This is a genomic window from Actinoplanes sp. NPDC051470 (assembly GCF_040682035.1).
Classification (GTDB): domain Bacteria; phylum Actinomycetota; class Actinomycetes; order Mycobacteriales; family Micromonosporaceae; genus Actinoplanes.
This window is the reverse complement of the sequence record NZ_JBFBAA010000011.1, coordinates 226,579-241,865: the sequence shown is the minus strand read 5'-3', so window position 1 is coordinate 241,865 and position 15,287 is coordinate 226,579. Positions and strand designations below refer to the sequence as shown.

The following is a 15,287-nucleotide window of genomic DNA, read 5'->3' as shown; positions in this document are numbered from 1 at the left end:
AGGAGACCCCTAGGGGACCTTCTCAGCGGAGTCACAGGGCGTCGGGAGCATGGTGGGTGGCAGACAACGGGAGGTGGACGTAGTGAACGTGTTCAGGTCCAGGCCGGCGCTTCGCTGGCTGGTGCCGTCGGCCGCAGCGGTCGTCGTGATCGGGGGTGGCGCGGCTGCCGGGACCATCGTCGCCAGCGCCGACCCGGCTCTGCCGGAGCGCAGCGCGGCTCAGCTCTTGGTCGACGTGCAGAACGCGAAGGTGGAAGGACTGTCCGGGACGATCGTGCAGACCGCCGATCTGGGGCTGCCGGCCGTGCCGGGGGTGACCGGCCAGGGTGACGAGCTGACCAAGCTGATCGCGGGCAGCAACACCGCCCGGGTCTGGTACGCCGGCGAGGACCAGGCCCGCGTCGCGATCCAGGGTGTGCTCGGCCAGACCGACATCATCCGCAACGGTACGGACGTGTGGATCTGGCGCAGCCAGAACAACACGGCGTCGCACCTGAAGGTGCCGGCGGGCAAGGCGGGCAAGGCTCAGCACACGCCGCCGGCGGGTGTGGTGCCGTCGACACCGCGGGAAGCGGCCGACGCCGCGCTCGCGGCGATCGACCCGACCACGGCGGTCAGCACGACCGGTGCGGCCGAGGTGGCCGGGCGGGACGCGTACGAGCTGGTGCTGGCGCCGAAGGACAGCGCCTCGCTGATCGGGCAGGTGCGCCTGGCGATCGACGCCAAGGAGCACATCCCGCTGCGGGTGGACGTCTACGCCAAGGACGCCAACAACCCGGCCGTCCGGGTGGCGTTCCAGCAGGTGAGCTTCACCAAGCCGGACGCGCAGCAGTTCAACTTCAATCCGCCGCCGGGCGCCAAGGTCGAGAACCAGACGGCCGAGCAGCTTCAGGCCGAGGCCGAGAAGAAGGGCGCCGAGGCCAAGCAGAAGCATGGTGAGGCGCGGAAGCAGGCGGCCGAGAGCACCAAGGTGGTCGGCAAGGGCTGGACGTCGGTGTTCGTCGCTCAGGCACCGAAGGCCGACGACAAGGCCGACGACAAGAAGGCGGCCGGCCCGGAGGCCGCGGCGCTCGAGGGTGTGCTGAAGAGCCTGCCCGCGGTCAAGGGCAGCTGGGGCAGCGGACATCTGCTGCAGAGCACGCTGTTCAGCGCGCTGGCGACCGACGACGGCCGGATCCTGGTCGGCGCGGTGGCTCCCGAGAAGCTGTACGAGGTAGCCGCACAGAAGTAGCACCAATCGCCACACATCAGGCGGCCGGTGAGCGCAGAGGGTTGCGCTCACCGGCCGCTGCGCATTCCGGAGAGCCGTACGCGATCGTCACCGGAATTCGCGGCATAGCCGACCATCGACGGCTGATTCCGTTTCGGCTCTGCAAAATAGTTCGGATTCCCTTGTCTCCAAGCGGTTCTCTGTGTCAAGGTCCCCCCACGTCAGTGAGGGCAGGAGGACCGACCGTGAGCGATGCGCTGCCCGTCCTGCGGAACTTCATCGGCGGGGCTTACGCAGACCACGCGGACGGCGCCACCTCGCCGGTGATCGATCCGGCGACCGGAGAGACGTACGCCCACGCGCCGGTCTCCTCGGCCAAGGACGTCGAGGCGGCGATGGCGGCGGCGCGCGACGGGTTCGCGACGTGGCGGGACGCGACGCCGGCCGAGCGGCAGCTCGCCCTGCTGCGGATCGCCGACCGGGTCGAGGCGCGGGCCGAGGAGATCATCGAGGCCGAGTGCCGCAACACCGGCAAGCCGGTCGGGCTGACCCGCGACGAGGAGATGGCCCCGCTCCTCGACGAGCTGCGGTTCTTCGCCGGGGCGGCGCGGCTGCTCGAGGGCCGGTCGGCCGGGCAATACCTCGCCGGGTACGAGTCGTACGTGCGCCGCGAGCCGATCGGCATCTGCGCGCAGGTGGCCCCGTGGAACTACCCGATGGTCATGGCGGTGTGGAAGTTCGCCCCGGCCATCGCGGCAGGCAACGCGGTGGTGCTCAAGCCGTCGGACACCACGCCGGTGAGCACGCTGCTGCTGGCCGAGATCGCCGCCGAGGTGCTTCCGCCCGGCGTACTCAACGTGGTCTGCGGCGACCGGAACACCGGCCGCGACCTGATCGCCCACCCCGACCCCGCACTCGTCTCGATCACCGGATCGACCCGCGCCGGCATGGAGGTGGCCGCCTCGGCCGCCGCCGACCTCAAGAAGGTCCACCTCGAACTCGGCGGCAAGGCGCCGGTCGTGGTCTTCGACGACGCCGACCTGGCGTCGACCGCGGCCCGGATCGCCGACGCCGGCTACTTCAACGCCGGCCAGGACTGCACCGCCGCGTCCCGGGTCCTGGTCCACCACCGGGTCGCCGCCGACTTCACCGAGGCGCTGGTGGAAGCGGCCGCGCGCCAGGACGTGATCCCGGTCAACAACGCGAACCAGCTGGGCCGGGTGCTCGGCTTCCTCGACCGCAAGCCGGCGCACGCCCGGGTGGCGACGGGCGGCCGGCGGATCGGCGAGCGTGGCTATTTCGTCGAGCCGACCGTCGTCACCGGCCTGGAGCAGCGCGACGAGATGGTCCAGGACGAGGTCTTCGGCCCGGTGATCACGGTCCAGGAGTTCACCGACGAGGACGCGGCGGTCCGCTGGGCCAACGACGTCCGGTACGGCCTGAGCGCCAGCGTGTGGACCCGCGACCACGGGCGGGCGATGCGGATGACCCGGCGGCTCGACTTCGGCTGCGTCTGGGTCAACACCCACATCCCGTTCGTCTCCGAGATGCCGCACGGGGGGTTCGGCCATTCGGGGCACGGCAAGGATCTGTCCGCGTACGGGTTCGAGGAGTACACCCGGATCAAGCATGTGATGCACAACGTCGGCTGATAGAGGTACCCCCGGATGAGCAACACCCCCGCGATCGAGTTCGTCGGCGTACACAAGGAGTTCCAGTCGCACGGCGAGACCGTCCACGCCGTACGCACGCTCGACCTGGCCATCGCGCAGGGCGAGTTCTTCTCGCTGCTCGGTCCGTCCGGCTGCGGGAAGACCACCACGATGCGGATGATCGCCGGGTTCGAGGACCCGTCGGCGGGCACCGTGTTCCTGGACGGCCGGGACGTCACCAACATCGCCCCGAACAAGCGTGACGTCAACATGGTCTTCCAGTCGTACGCGCTGTTCCCGCACATGTCCGTGCACCAGAACGTGGCCTTCGGGCTGGAGCGCAAGAAGGTCGCCAGGGACGAGATCGCCCGCCGGGTCGGCGAGATCATCGAGATCGTCTCGTTGAGCGGCATGGAGAAGCGGGCGCCGCGCGAGATGTCCGGCGGCCAGCAGCAGCGGGTCGCGCTGGCCCGGGCGCTGGTCAACCGGCCGCGGGCGTTGCTGCTGGACGAGCCGCTGGGCGCGCTCGACCTCAAGCTGCGCCAGCAGATGCAGGTCGAGCTCAAGCGGATCCAGCGCGAGGTCGGCATCACCTTCGTCTACGTCACGCACGACCAGGGCGAGGCGCTGACCATGTCCGACCGGATCGCGGTGATGCAGGGCGGGCGGATCGACCAGCTGGGCACGCCGCGGGAGATCTACGAGAAGCCGGCGACCCGGTTCGTGGCCGGCTTCATCGGCACCTCCAACCTCCTCGAGGGCGAGGTCCGGAGCATCGAGAACGGCATCGCGACGCTCAGCTCGGCGCCCGGCGACTGCGTGCTGGTCCCGGTTCCGGGTTCGGTCGCGGTCGGTGACAAGGTCGAGATCTCGGTACGCCCGGAGAAGATCGAACTGGAGCGCGGCGTCGAGGCGCCCAGCGACTGTTCGGTCGTCGCCGGCACGGTCAGCGAGGTCGTCTACCACGGCACCTCGACCAACTACACCGTGGCGACCGCCGCCGGCCCCGAGTTCACGGTCTTCGACCAGAACGCCGCCAACGCCGACGACCTCGCGGTCCGTGGCGACAAAGTCTTCCTCTACTGGAACGCGCAGCATTCGTACCCGATCGGAGTCTGATGTCATCCCCCCGTGACCCCTCTTTTGTTCGTGGCATGACCCAGCGTCGCCTCGGCCGGCGTGACGCGCTCCGGATGGGCGGCCTCGCGTCGTTCAGCGCCTTCCTGGCCGCCTGTGGCGTGAAGGGCCAGGGCAACCCCGGTGCCAGCGCGCCCGCCGCCGACGCGGTGGCCAAGTTCTGGGCCGGCAAGACCGCCACCAAGCACGTCGACGTGGCGAGCTGGCCGCTCTACATGGACCCGAAACAGCCCGAGCTCAAGGCGTTCACCAAGGAGACCGGCATCACGGTGAACTACCAGGAGGTCATCCAGGAGATGGGCCCCTGGTTCGCCAAGGTGCAGCCGCAGCTCGCGGCCAAGCAGCCGATCGGGTTCGACATCCAGATCATCACCAACGGCCAGCAGTTCAAGCAGTTCACGACCTCCGGCTTCCTGGCGCCGCTCGACCATTCCAAGCTGCCGAACTTCGCCAAGAACGCCGCTCCGGCGTACAAGAAGGAAGCCTTTGACCCGGGGAACGTCTACAGCGTGCCGTGGACGTCCGGGATCAGCGGGATCGCCTACGACCCGGCCAAGACCGGCCGTGAGATCACCAAACTCGCCGACCTGTGGGACCCGAAGTTCAAGGGCAAGGTCGGGATGTTCTCCGACACCCAGGAGCTGGCCAACTTCGGGATGATGGTGCTCGGCATCAACCCCGACAACTCCACCGCCGACGACTGGAAGAAGGCGGCCGAGAAGCTCAAGGAGCAGAAGTCGCAGGGCATCCTGCGCAACTACTACGACCAGAGCTACATCGACGCGCTCGGCAAGGGCGAGGTGTGGATCACCCAGGCGTGGTCCGGCGACGTGTTCCAGAAGAACGTCTCCGACGGCACGAACTTCAAGTTCGTCATCCCGGAGGAGGGCGGCACGATCTGGACCGACAACTTCTCCATCCCGATCACCGCGCCGAACGCGGTCGCCGCGCTCACGCTGATCGACTACTTCTACCGGCCCGAGGTCGCCACCGACATCGCCGCCTACATCAACTACGTGACGCCGGTGCCGGCCGCGCAGGAACTGATGAAGAAGAAGGCCGAGACCGCCACCGGCGACGACAAGAAGACGCTGACCGCGGTGGCCGACAGCCCGCTGGTGTTCCCGACCGAGGCCGACTACGCGAAGCTGCACTACTACCGCAACTTCGACACCCCGGCCGACTACCAGGAGTTCCAGAAGGTCTTCGAACCCGTCGTGCTGGGCTGACCCGGTGAGCCGGCTGCGGCGCAACCTCGCGCCCTACCTCCTGGTCCTGCCCGGCGGGCTGTGGCTGCTGCTGTTCTTCGCGGTGCCGATGATCACCATGCTGTCGCTGTCGCTGCAACAGGGCGACATCGTCAACGGGTACGCGTTCACCGGCCACTGGCAGACCTATGTGGACGCCATCGGCAACTACCGGACCCAGCTGTTCCGGTCGCTGCTCTACGGCGCGATCGCCACCGTTCTGCTCATCGTGGTGGCGTTCCCGGTCGCGTACTGGATCGCCTTCTACGGCGGCCGGCGCAAGGCCACCTACCTGTTCCTGCTGCTCCTGCCGTTCTTCGTGTCGTTCGTGCTGCGGACCATCTCGTGGCGGCAGATCCTCACCGACGAGGGCCCGCTGCTCGGGCCGCTCAAGGACATCGGGCTGCTCGGCTCGTCGTTCCACATCCTGGGTACGCCGTTCGCGGTGATCGCCGGCCTGGTCTACAACTTCCTGCCGTTCATGGTGCTGCCGGTCTACGTGGCCCTGGAACGGATCGACCCGCGGGTCATCGAGGCCGCCCGCGACCTGTACGCCGACCCGGCCACCGCCTTCCGCAAGGTGATCCTGCCGCTCGCCCTGCCCGGGGTATTCGCCGGTGTGCTGATGACGTTCGTGCCGGCCAGCTCCGACTACGTGAACTCGGCGGTGCTCGGCAGCTCGTCGACCACGATGATCGGGCAGGTCATCCAGGCGCAATACCTGGCCACGGCGGACTATCCGACGGCGTCGGCGCTGTCCTTCGTACTCATGGCCGTGCTGTTGATCGGGGTCTTCGCCTACGCGCGGGCGCTGGGCACCGAGGACGTGATGAAGGTGGCGGCCCGATGAGGAACTCACGCGCGCTGCACATCTACACGTGGGTCGTGGTCGCCTGGCTCACCCTGCCGGTCGCGGTGATGATCGCGTTCGGGTTCAACGACACCCCCGGCCGCTACAACCAGACCTGGGAGGGCTTCACCGTCAAGTGGTACGGCCGGGTCTTCGGCATCGACGCGCTCACCGAGGCGCTGCTGATCTCGGTCGTCGTCGCGATCATCACCGCCGTGGTGGCCGGCGCGCTCGGCACCGGCATCGGCTACGCGCTGGGCCGCTACCGGTTCCGCGGCTCGGGCACGGTCAACCTGGTGCTGTTCGCCGCGATGTCCGCCCCCGAGCTGGTGATGGGCGCCTCGCTGCTGACCATGTTCGTGTCGCTCGGCGTCGGCCTCGGCCCGGTCACCATCTCGATCGCGCACATCATGTTCTCCATCTCGTTCGTGTCCGTGGTGGTCCGCGCCCGCGTGCTCACCCTGGACCGATCCCTGGAGGAGGCCGCCGCCGACCTGGGCGCGACCGCCTGGACGACGTTCTGGAAGGTCACGTTCCCGCTGCTGCTGCCGGCCATCGGCTCCGGCATGATGCTGGCCTTCGCGCTGTCCATCGACGACTTCGTGGTCACCAACTTCACCGCCGGCACCACGGTCACGTTCCCGCTCTGGATCTGGGGCGCCACCCGGGTCGGCCTGCCGCCGCAGGTCAACGTCATGGGCACGCTCATCTTCGCGGTCGGGGTGCTGATCGCGGTGCTGTCCGGGGTGCGCTCCCGGCCGCGCCGCCGCCGTGGCTGACCCGCTGGCCGACGCCGAACCCTCCTGTTACTGGCTGTCCCAGGAGGGGGCGCCGCCGGCCCTTGATCCGCTCGCTTCGGCCTTGCGGGCCTCGCTGGCTGTGATCGGGGCCGGCTACAGCGGGCTGTGGACCGCCTTGCTGGCCAAGGAGCGGGATCCTTCACGGGACGTCGTCGTTCTCGAGGCGGGTACGGCGGGGTGGGCCGCGTCGGGGCGGAACGGTGGGTTCGTCTCGGCCTCTTTGACCCACGGGTACGAGAACGGGCTGCGCCACTTTCCTTCCTCGCTGGCTCAGTTGGAACAGCTCGGGTTGGACAATTTGGGCGCGATCGCGTCGGCCGTCGCACGTTATGACATCGACTGTTCCTTCGAGCGCACCGGTGAGCTCGTGGTCGCCACTTCCGAATGGCAGCTGGCGGCGCTCTCTTCCTCGCCCGACTTCCTCTCTCTTGAAGCGGTTCAGGCGGAAGTCCGTTCGCCACGGTTCCTCGGCGGGGTCTGGGATCGGGACGGCTGCGCCATGGTCGACCCGGCGCGGCTGGTCTGGGGGCTGCGCCGCGCGTGCCTCTCGCTCGGCGTACGCATCTTCGAGAACACCCCGGTGCTCGGCATCTCGCCGGCCCGGGGCGGGCTCCGGCTGGACACCCCGCGGGGCGAGGTCCTCGCTTCGTCGGTGGCGCTCGCGACCGGGACACACGGGAAGCTGCTGCGCCGGCTCCAGCACTACATCGCGCCGGTGTACGACTACGCGCTGATGACCGAACCGCTGAGCGCGGCACAGCTGGCCTCGATCGGCTGGGCCAACCGGCAGGGCCTCGGCGACGCGGCCAACCAGTTCCACTACTTCCGGCGTACGGCCGACGACCGGATCCTGTGGGGCGGCTACGACGCGATCTACTACCGGGGCGGCCGGATCAGTCCCGCCCGCGACCAGCGCGAGGACACGTTCCGGCGGCTGGCCCGGCACTTCGCGGCCACGTTCCCCCAGCTCGACGGCATCCGCTTCACCCACAAGTGGGGCGGAGTGATCGACGCGTGCAGCCGGTTCAGCCCGTTCTTCGGCACCGCCTACGGCGGCCGGCTGGCGTACGCCGCGGGCTACACCGGCCTGGGCGTCGGCGCGACCCGCTTCGGCGCGAACGTCATGCTCGACCTGCTCACCGGCCGGCCCACTCCCCTGACCCGCCTGGAGATGGTCCGCCGCAAGCCGGTCCCGTTCCCACCCGAGCCGGTCCGCAACGGCGTCATCCAGCTCACCCGCTGGTCCATCGCCCAGGCCGACCGCCAGGCCGGCCGCCGCAACCTGTGGCTCCGAACCCTCGACCGCCTGGGCGTCGGCTTCGATTCGTAATGGTGATCAAGGCCGGCCTATTCGCATTCGATCATCAGCGACAAATTCTCACTCTCGCGATATTGCCGCCGACCATTCATGATGCTTCCCATGGCCGCCGCCCTCAGCACCTCAGCCCGCCAGGCTTTGATCGCACTCATGATCCACGTTTCCGAGGCATCCAATCCGGATCTTCAGAACCGTTTTGGATTGACGATCAAGAAACCCGACCGTGATCGGCTGAATGACGAGAAATTGATCACGTGGCGGAAAGGCGCCCGGCAGGCGATCTTTCACGAACTCACCGACAAGGGCTGGGCGAGAGCACGAACGGAACTCACCTCCGAGCCGCCGGAAAAGGCATCGCCCGCCTGGCGCCTTCACTATGCGACGCTGCGCAACCTCGATCGGATGATGCAGAAGCTGGACTACCAGCTCTCCGACGTCTTCGTGCTGGAGGAATCGCCCGAGGACGGCATCCGGCGCGTCTACGGCGAGCTCGCCGGGCAGCCAGGCGAGCTGGTCGGTCTGGACCAGCTCCGAGGCCGGCTCGCCGGCATCTCCCGCGCCGAGCTCGACGCCGCGCTGATCGATCTGAACCGCCGGAAGCAGATCCACCTCGACCCCGATCCGAACCGCCGGGTCCTGACCGACGAGGCACGCGCGGCCGCGATCAGCGTCGGCGGGGAGGACATGCATCTGATCGCGATCGGCACGCGGTGATCGAGCCGGCCGAGCGCCGTGCGCTCTCCGAACTGAGCAGGCTGGACTGGGCGCCCACCCAGGAGGATGTCTGGTCGCCGCTCGACATCCACATCGACGAGCTGAACGGCGACGTCGGTGACACCTTGCTCCGCGCCTTCGAAGAGGCCAGGGACAGCGAGTCCCGGTGCCCGCTGGGCCTGGTGATCGAGGGGCGGCAGGGCGCCGGCAAGACACATCTGGTGCGATGGGCGCGCGAGCAGGTGCAGCACCGGCACGGCTACTTCTTCCTGATGGGCATCACCGACGGCCGCAGCTTCTGGACGAACATCGTGCACGCGTTCCTCCGCGGGCTGAGGCGTTCGGGCTCGTACCGGCATCTGCAGCTCTCCGTCTTTCTCGGCGCCCTGGCCGAGATCTCGCAGGTCCCCAACGCGATGCGGCTCATGGTGCGTGGTGATCGGCCGATCAGCCCGGAGGTCCTCGATCACCTGGTGAGCGGGGTGCGAAGGGCCCACCCGGAGGCGGGACGCGAATGCCGCCACACCCTTCGCGCCCTGGTGCTGATCGCCTCACCCGACGAGAACGTCGCCGACGCGGCGGAGAGCTGGCTGCTGTCCGCGGACGACGGGACAGCGGAGGCCCTGGACACCTGGGGTCTTCCCCGGCGGCCGAAGAAACCGCAGGATGTCGCCGCGGAGATCTCCCAGCTCCTGGCGATCACCGGGCCGACGTTGCTCGCGGTGGACCAGATCGACACGATCTTCGCCCAGGCCCGGACGCCGGCCGGCGAGCCCATCGATCTCGCCGCCGACCTGGGCAACGGCCTGATGCAGCTGCGCGAGGTTCTGAGCCGGACCGTGACGATCGTCGCCTGTCTGCCCACCTCCTGGAATCTGATCAGGGAGTCGGCCCTGGCCTCGGTCACCAATCGGTTCCGGCAGGAGACCCGGCTCAGCGTTCTTCCGTCGGCCGAGGTCGCCGAGCGTCTGCTGGCGGCGAAGTTCGAGCCGTTCTTCGAAACGGCCGAGTTCGAACCGCCGTACCCGACGTGGCCGATCCTGCGGACGGCCTTCGGCACCGCGACCGATCTCACGCCCCGCCGGCTGTTGCAGCGCGCGGACGATCACGTCGAGTCCTGCCTGGACTCCGACGCCGTGGTTGAGCTCGCCGACTTCGGCGCGGTGGCTCGGCCGGCGCAACGGATCGCCCCGGTGACGCCGCCGGAGCAGCTCACGACATTCGACGAGCGGCTGGCGGAGCTCCGCGGGCAGGCCAAGATCGGTGACGCGTTGAGCCCCGCCGGTGAGGATCAGGCGATGCCGCGGCTGCTCGACGCCGGGCTGCGCGCCTGGACGATCGAGCAGGGTGATCGCCGTAGCCGGTACAAGGTGCAGCCGGGCGAGGACGGCAGCCCGTCGTTGCACGCGTGGCTGCGCGAAACGCTCGACGACACCACCGAGGACGAGGCGCAGTGGTCGTTCCGGGCGCTGGCTCATCCGCACCACCGAGCCGTGCAGACGCGGCTTCGCCGGCTGCGCGATTTCGCCAACCTCGACCCGGCGATCAGCAAGCGCCGCGCCGTCCTGCTGCGCAACACCGACTGGCCCACCGGCACGGTCAGCCGCCGCGTACGCCAGGAGTTCCTCGACCTGGGCGGCGTCATCACCGAGGTGACCGAGGACGACCTGCGCACCTTCGACGCGCTGGCCACCATGCTCGACGAGCACGAGCCGGCCCTTCCGCACTGGCTGGTGTCGCGTCAACCGGCCTGGAACACCGCGCTGTTCACGACCCTCTTCGGGCCGCCCACGGCGCTCGTCGGGCCGCCGACCGCTCTCGTCGGGCCGCCGACCGCTCTCGTCGGGTCGCCGGCAGTCGAGAACGCGCCGGTGGTTCTCGACGCACCCGAGGCCGAGAACGAGATCGGCCTCGGCGTCTCGGACGGGAAACCGGTGCGGGCCACGCTCGAGTCACTTCGCAAGCACGCCGTCATCTTCGCCGGATCCGGGTCGGGCAAGACGGTCCTCATCCGCCGCCTGATCGAGGAGTGCGCGCTCCACGGCGTCTCGGCGATCGTGCTGGATCCCAACAACGACCTCGCGCGCCTCGGCGATCCCTGGCCCACACCGCCGGCGGGGTGGCGGCCGGAGGACGCACGGATGGCCGCCGACTATCTCCAGGGCACCGACGTGGTGGTCTGGACGCCGCGGCGGGAGTCGGGCCGGCCACTCAGCCTGCAACCGTTGCCCGACTTCGCGGCCGTCCTGGACGAGCCGGACGAGTTCGCGCTGGCCCTCGACGCCGCGGTCGCCGCGCTGGCGCCTCGCGCCCGCATGGCCGGGAACACCGCCAAGGCGGACCGCGGAAGGGCCGTGCTCAAGCAGGCGATGGCCCACTTCGCCCGGAGCGGTGGCGGCGGGCTGGCCGAATTCGTCGACCTGCTCAAGGATCTCCCGCACGAGGCGGCCACCCTGGCCAAGGCCTACGAGCTGGCCGCCGACATGGCTGAGACGCTGCAGGCGGCGATGGTCAACGATCCGCTCTTCGGCGGGGCCGGTGTGGCGCTGGACCCGGGCGTGTTGATGACCCCGGCGCCGGGGAAACGCGCCCGTGTCTCGGTCGTCAACTTCATCGGGCTTCCCACCGACGAGCAGCGTCAGAGCTTCGTGAACCAGCTGCAGATGGCGCTGTTCGCCTGGATCAAGCGTCATCCGGCCGGCGACAAGCCCCTCGGTGGGCTGTTCGTGATGGACGAGGCGCAGACGCTCGTACCCTCGGGTCCGGTCACCGCCTGCACCGAAAGCGCGCTGGCGCTGGCCAGTCAGGCCCGGAAGTACGGCCTCGGTCTCATCTTCGCGACCCAGGCGCCGAAGGGCATCCACAACCGGATCGTCGGCAATGCGGCGACGCAGTTCTACGGGTTCCTGAACAGTCCCACGCAGATCGCCGCGGCCAAGGAGGTGGCTCAGGCCAAGGGAAGCGCGGTGCTGGAGATCTCGCGGCTCAAGGCCGGTGAATTCTATGCGGTCGCCGAGGGCAAACCGTTCCGCCGATTAAATACGCCGATGTGCCTGAGTCATCACCCGAAGAGCGCGCTGAGCGCCGAGGAAGTCCTCCAGCGCGCCAGGGCAGAGTGAGGGAACCCGCATGGACATCGTCATCGAGAGCCTGATGAAGCAGTTCCAGACCGACCGCGATCTGGAGACGCTCGCCCAGGACGAGGCGTTCGAGGCATTCGCCGGATTCTGCGTCCTCAGCTCGTTCTACGAGAGCGACTTCAACCCCGACTCATTCCGGATGGGTGGCGGAAACGATTACGGAATCGATGTCTGCGGCGAAGTTCTCCGGCGGCCGGCCGAGGCTGCACATCCGCTATGCGACCACCGGTGTCCAGGTCGCCGAAATGCTCAGGAAGAAGGGCGTCTCGGCCGAGCGCACCCTGATGCGGTCGGGACGCTTCGACGAGGTGACGGTCCGATGTGTCACCCGCGACGATCTGCGCGAGTCGTACAAGCGGGCGACGCACGCGGTGCCGGCTACCTTCGAGATGGCGAAGAAGGGTTGATGGACCGGGACGGCGGCCGGCTGCCCCGGGCGTCAGGGGGCGGTCGTCAGCTCGATCGAACGGAGGCGGTCGTCGACGCTCTGGGCGTGGTGGGCGGTGATCAGCTCGTCGGCGCCGGCCTCCTTGGCGAAGGCCTCGAGGTAGTCGCGGACCTCGGCGGCCGTGCCGACGGCGGTGTAGCGGGTCATCTGGGCCAGCTGGCCGCCGCTGGGTGAGGCGAGGAAGTCGTCGATCTCGGCGTCGGTGAAGTTTCTGCGAATCGGGCCCCGGGTCAGGAAGGCTCGGGTACGGGCGCGGTAGGCCGCGTTCTTCTGCTCGACCGCCAGGTCGTGGTCGTCGGCGGCGATCACGTTGACGCCGGCGATCGCCCACGGCTCGGCGAGCTGGGCCGACGGGCGGAACGAGTCGCGGTAGACGCCGATCGCCTGGTGGAGGGCGTCGGGCGCGAAGTGGGAGGCGAACGCGTACGGCAGGCCCAGGGCCGCCGCGAGCTGGGCGCCGAACAGTGAGCTGCCCAGGATGTAGAGCGGCACCGGCGCCTCGGGCCGGGGCACCGCCTCGACGCCGGGGATGCGCGACTTGCCGGTCAGGAAGCCCTGGAGCTCTTGCACGTCTTGGGGAAAAGTGTCGGCCGACGAGTTGTCGCGGCGCAGGGCCAGCATCGTGTTCTGGTCGCTGCCGGGGGCGCGGCCCAGGCCCAGGTCGATGCGGTCGGGGAAGAGCGTGCCCAGGGTGCCGAACTGCTCGGCGATCACCAGCGGCGAGTGGTTGGGCAGCATGATGCCGCCGGCGCCGAGGCGGATGGTGTCGGTGTGGGCGGCGACGTGGCCGATCAGCACGCTGGTGGCCGAGGAGGCGATCGACGGCATGTTGTGGTGTTCGGCATACCAGACCCGGCGGTAGCCGGCCCGCTCGGCGGCACGGGCCAGCTCGGCGCTGGCGGCGAAGCTCTCGCGGGCGGTCTGCCCGGGGGCGATGGGCGCGAGATCGAGCAGGGACAGGGGGATCGCCATGGGCCCATGATGTCTCGCTCTCACAGAGTTCTCCCAGAACAACTCAGAACTGGATCAGAGACACGCGTCACGGTATGCGGCATGACGAGGATCGAGGTGCGGGGGCTGACCAAGCGGTACGGCCCCGAGACCGTGGTGGACGACCTGTCCTTCACCGTCGAACCCGGCCAGGTGACCGGGTTCCTGGGCCCGAACGGCGCCGGCAAGTCCACCACCATGAAGATGATCGTCGGCCTGGCCCGGCCCACCCGCGGCGCCGTCACGATCGGCGGCCGCCGGTACGCCGACCTGCCGGTGCCGCTGACCGAGGTGGGCGCCCTGCTCGACGCCGGCGCGATCGACGGCCATCGGAAGGCGTACGACCACCTGCTCGCCCTGGCCGTGAGCAACGGTCTCCCCCGCCGCCGGGTCGTCGAGGTGCTGGCCCGGGTCGGGCTGGAGAGTGTGGCCGGGCGGCGGACCGGCGGGTTCTCGCTGGGCATGCGGCAGCGGCTCGGCATCGCGGCGACGCTGCTCGGCGACCCGCGGGTGCTGATCTTCGACGAGCCGGTGAACGGCCTCGACCCGGAGGGCATCCGGTGGATCCGCGACTTCATGCGCGGGCTGGCCGCCGAGGGCCGGGCGGTGCTGGTCTCCAGCCATCTGATGAGCGAGATGGCGCGGACCGCCGATCATCTGGTGGTCGTCGGGCGGGGCCGGCTGATCGCCGACACCAGCATGGACGCGCTGGTCACGGCCGGTGGGGAGGGAACGGTTCTGGTGCGTACGCCCGACCCGGCGCCGTTCGCGCACCGGCTCGTGGGCGCCGGGGCCTCCGTACGCGAAGGCCTGGAGTCGTCGTTGATCGTGAACGGGCTGAACGCCGCCGAGATCGGGGCGCTGGCCGCGGCCGGCGGAGTGGTGCTGAGCGAGCTCACGCCGCAACGCGCCTCGCTGGAGGACGCGTTCATGGAACTGACCCGGGACAGTGTCGAATTTCAAGAGGTGGCCGCATGAGATTTCAAGAGGTTGCCGCATGAGGTTCACGCACACCCTGCACGCCGAGTGGGTCAAGTTACGCAGCGTACGGTCGACCTGGCTGACGCTGGCCACGCTGTTCGTCGTCGGCCTCGGCATCACGGCGTTGACCAGCTTCGCCGGCGGCGAGGGCTACGCCGAGCTCAGCCCGGCCGACCGGCTGGAATGGGACCCGACCAACCTGAGCCTGCGCAGCTACATCGTCGCCCAGCTGGTGATCGGCGTCCTCGGCATCCTGATGGTCACCTCCGAGTTCGCGTCGGGGCTGATGCAGATGTCGCTCGGGGCGACGCCGCGCCGGCACCGGCTGCTGGCCGCCAAGGTGCTGCTCGCCGCCGCCCTGGCCGTGGTCGTGGGCGAGGTGCTGATGGTCGCCGCGTTCACCATCGGGCAGCTCATGCTGGCCGCCAAGGACGCGCCGCACGCCGGCCTGGGCGATCCGGGCGTGCTCCCCGCGGTGCTCGGCGGCGGCCTCTACTTGGCCGCGATCGCGCTGCTCTCGGTCGGTCTGGGCACGATCCTCCGGTCCACCGCGGGCGCCCTGGCCACCCTGGTCGGCATCGTCTTCCTGGTGCCGGCGCTCGGCGGCCTGTTCCCGGACTGGCTGCAGAAGGTGCTCTACTTCTGGCCCAGCCAGGGCGGGGCCCAGGTGCTGGCCACGCTGCCCAACCCCGATCTGCCGCACCCCTGGCTCTATTTCGGCGGCATGTGCGCCGGGATCGCCGCGGTGCTGGCCGCCGGGTTCGTGCTCTTCCGGCGCCGCGACGTCTGACAAGCTGACG

Annotated in this window: 13 protein-coding genes; 12 read left to right on the top strand and 1 reads right to left on the bottom strand. The window is 69.4% G+C overall.

The genetic code is table 11. The annotated features are described in order from the left end of the window. Positions 1-82: 82 nt before the first annotated feature. The 10 genes from AB0M54_RS21305 (at position 83) to AB0M54_RS21260 (ending at position 12,475) form a co-directional block, all read left to right on the top strand. Entirely contained in the window at positions 83-1,231 is a 1,149-nt protein-coding gene (locus AB0M54_RS21305; protein ID WP_364473233.1) for a sigma-E factor regulatory protein RseB domain-containing protein, read from the top strand. A 224-nt stretch (positions 1,232-1,455) separates the two neighbouring features. Next, on the top strand, positions 1,456-2,862 hold the full coding sequence (locus AB0M54_RS21300; protein WP_364325660.1) for a gamma-aminobutyraldehyde dehydrogenase: 1,407 nt from the start codon (positions 1,456-1,458) through the stop codon (positions 2,860-2,862). Positions 2,863-2,877: 15 nt separating this feature from the next. After that, entirely contained in the window at positions 2,878-3,981 is a 1,104-nt protein-coding gene (locus AB0M54_RS21295; protein WP_364473231.1) for an ABC transporter ATP-binding protein, read from the top strand. 35 nt (positions 3,982-4,016) lie between these two features. After that, entirely contained in the window at positions 4,017-5,228 is a 1,212-nt protein-coding gene (locus AB0M54_RS21290) for a spermidine/putrescine ABC transporter substrate-binding protein (protein WP_364473229.1), read from the top strand. 4 nt (positions 5,229-5,232) lie between these two features. Then, complete coding sequence (locus AB0M54_RS21285) at positions 5,233-6,096, top strand: ABC transporter permease (protein WP_364325669.1); 864 nt, start codon at positions 5,233-5,235, stop codon at positions 6,094-6,096. Beyond that, positions 6,093-6,875, top strand: coding sequence for an ABC transporter permease (locus AB0M54_RS21280; RefSeq protein ID WP_364473227.1), 783 nt, complete (start codon positions 6,093-6,095; stop codon positions 6,873-6,875). Before AB0M54_RS21285 ends, AB0M54_RS21280 begins: the two co-directional genes overlap by 4 nt. Beyond that, on the top strand, positions 6,868-8,226 hold the full coding sequence (locus tag AB0M54_RS21275; protein ID WP_364325675.1) for an FAD-binding oxidoreductase: 1,359 nt from the start codon (positions 6,868-6,870) through the stop codon (positions 8,224-8,226). Before AB0M54_RS21280 ends, AB0M54_RS21275 begins: the two co-directional genes overlap by 8 nt. A gap of 90 nt (positions 8,227-8,316) precedes the next feature. Beyond that, positions 8,317-8,928 carry a hypothetical protein gene (locus AB0M54_RS21270; RefSeq protein WP_364325678.1) on the top strand — a complete coding sequence of 204 codons (612 nt, stop codon included), beginning with the start codon at positions 8,317-8,319 and terminating at the stop codon, positions 8,926-8,928. Then, on the top strand, positions 8,925-12,047 hold the full coding sequence (locus AB0M54_RS21265) for a DUF87 domain-containing protein (RefSeq protein WP_364473225.1): 3,123 nt from the start codon (positions 8,925-8,927) through the stop codon (positions 12,045-12,047). Before AB0M54_RS21270 ends, AB0M54_RS21265 begins: the two co-directional genes overlap by 4 nt. Before the next feature lie 188 nt (positions 12,048-12,235). Next, positions 12,236-12,475, top strand: a complete 240-nt coding sequence (locus tag AB0M54_RS21260) for a hypothetical protein (protein ID WP_364325684.1) — start codon at positions 12,236-12,238, stop codon at positions 12,473-12,475. A 32-nt stretch (positions 12,476-12,507) separates the two neighbouring features. On the opposite strand, the gene AB0M54_RS21255 is transcribed toward AB0M54_RS21260, so the two are convergent. Beyond that, on the bottom strand, positions 12,508-13,488 hold the full coding sequence (locus AB0M54_RS21255) for an LLM class flavin-dependent oxidoreductase (RefSeq protein ID WP_364473223.1): 981 nt from the start codon (positions 13,486-13,488) through the stop codon (positions 12,508-12,510). A gap of 81 nt (positions 13,489-13,569) precedes the next feature. On the opposite strand from AB0M54_RS21255, the gene AB0M54_RS21250 reads away from it, so the two are divergent. Continuing rightward, a complete protein-coding gene (locus tag AB0M54_RS21250) occupies positions 13,570-14,484 on the top strand; it encodes an ATP-binding cassette domain-containing protein (RefSeq protein WP_364473221.1) in 915 nt (304 codons plus the stop codon). 19 nt (positions 14,485-14,503) lie between these two features. Further along, the gene (locus AB0M54_RS21245) at positions 14,504-15,277 is read left to right on the top strand and encodes an ABC transporter permease subunit (protein WP_364473219.1); all 774 of its coding nucleotides are present in this window, start codon (positions 14,504-14,506) and stop codon (positions 15,275-15,277) included. Positions 15,278-15,287 lie beyond the last annotated feature (10 nt).

What these genes read in the sequence shown, in the direction of transcription:
- AB0M54_RS21295 (WP_364473231.1), top strand. Translation starts at nt 2,878, where the DNA reads ATGAGCAACACCCCCGCGATCGAGTTCGTCGGCGTACACAAGGAGTTC.
- AB0M54_RS21290 (WP_364473229.1), top strand. Translation starts at nt 4,017, where the DNA reads ATGACCCAGCGTCGCCTCGGCCGGCGTGACGCGCTCCGGATGGGCGGC.
- AB0M54_RS21280 (WP_364473227.1), top strand. Translation starts at nt 6,093, where the DNA reads ATGAGGAACTCACGCGCGCTGCACATCTACACGTGGGTCGTGGTCGCC.
- AB0M54_RS21270 (WP_364325678.1), top strand. Translation starts at nt 8,317, where the DNA reads ATGGCCGCCGCCCTCAGCACCTCAGCCCGCCAGGCTTTGATCGCACTC.
- AB0M54_RS21260 (WP_364325684.1), top strand. Translation starts at nt 12,236, where the DNA reads ATGTCTGCGGCGAAGTTCTCCGGCGGCCGGCCGAGGCTGCACATCCGC.
- AB0M54_RS21255 (WP_364473223.1), bottom strand. Translation starts at nt 13,488, where the DNA reads ATGGCGATCCCCCTGTCCCTGCTCGATCTCGCGCCCATCGCCCCCGGG.
- AB0M54_RS21250 (WP_364473221.1), top strand. Translation starts at nt 13,570, where the DNA reads ATGACGAGGATCGAGGTGCGGGGGCTGACCAAGCGGTACGGCCCCGAG.
- AB0M54_RS21245 (WP_364473219.1), top strand. Translation starts at nt 14,504, where the DNA reads ATGAGGTTCACGCACACCCTGCACGCCGAGTGGGTCAAGTTACGCAGC.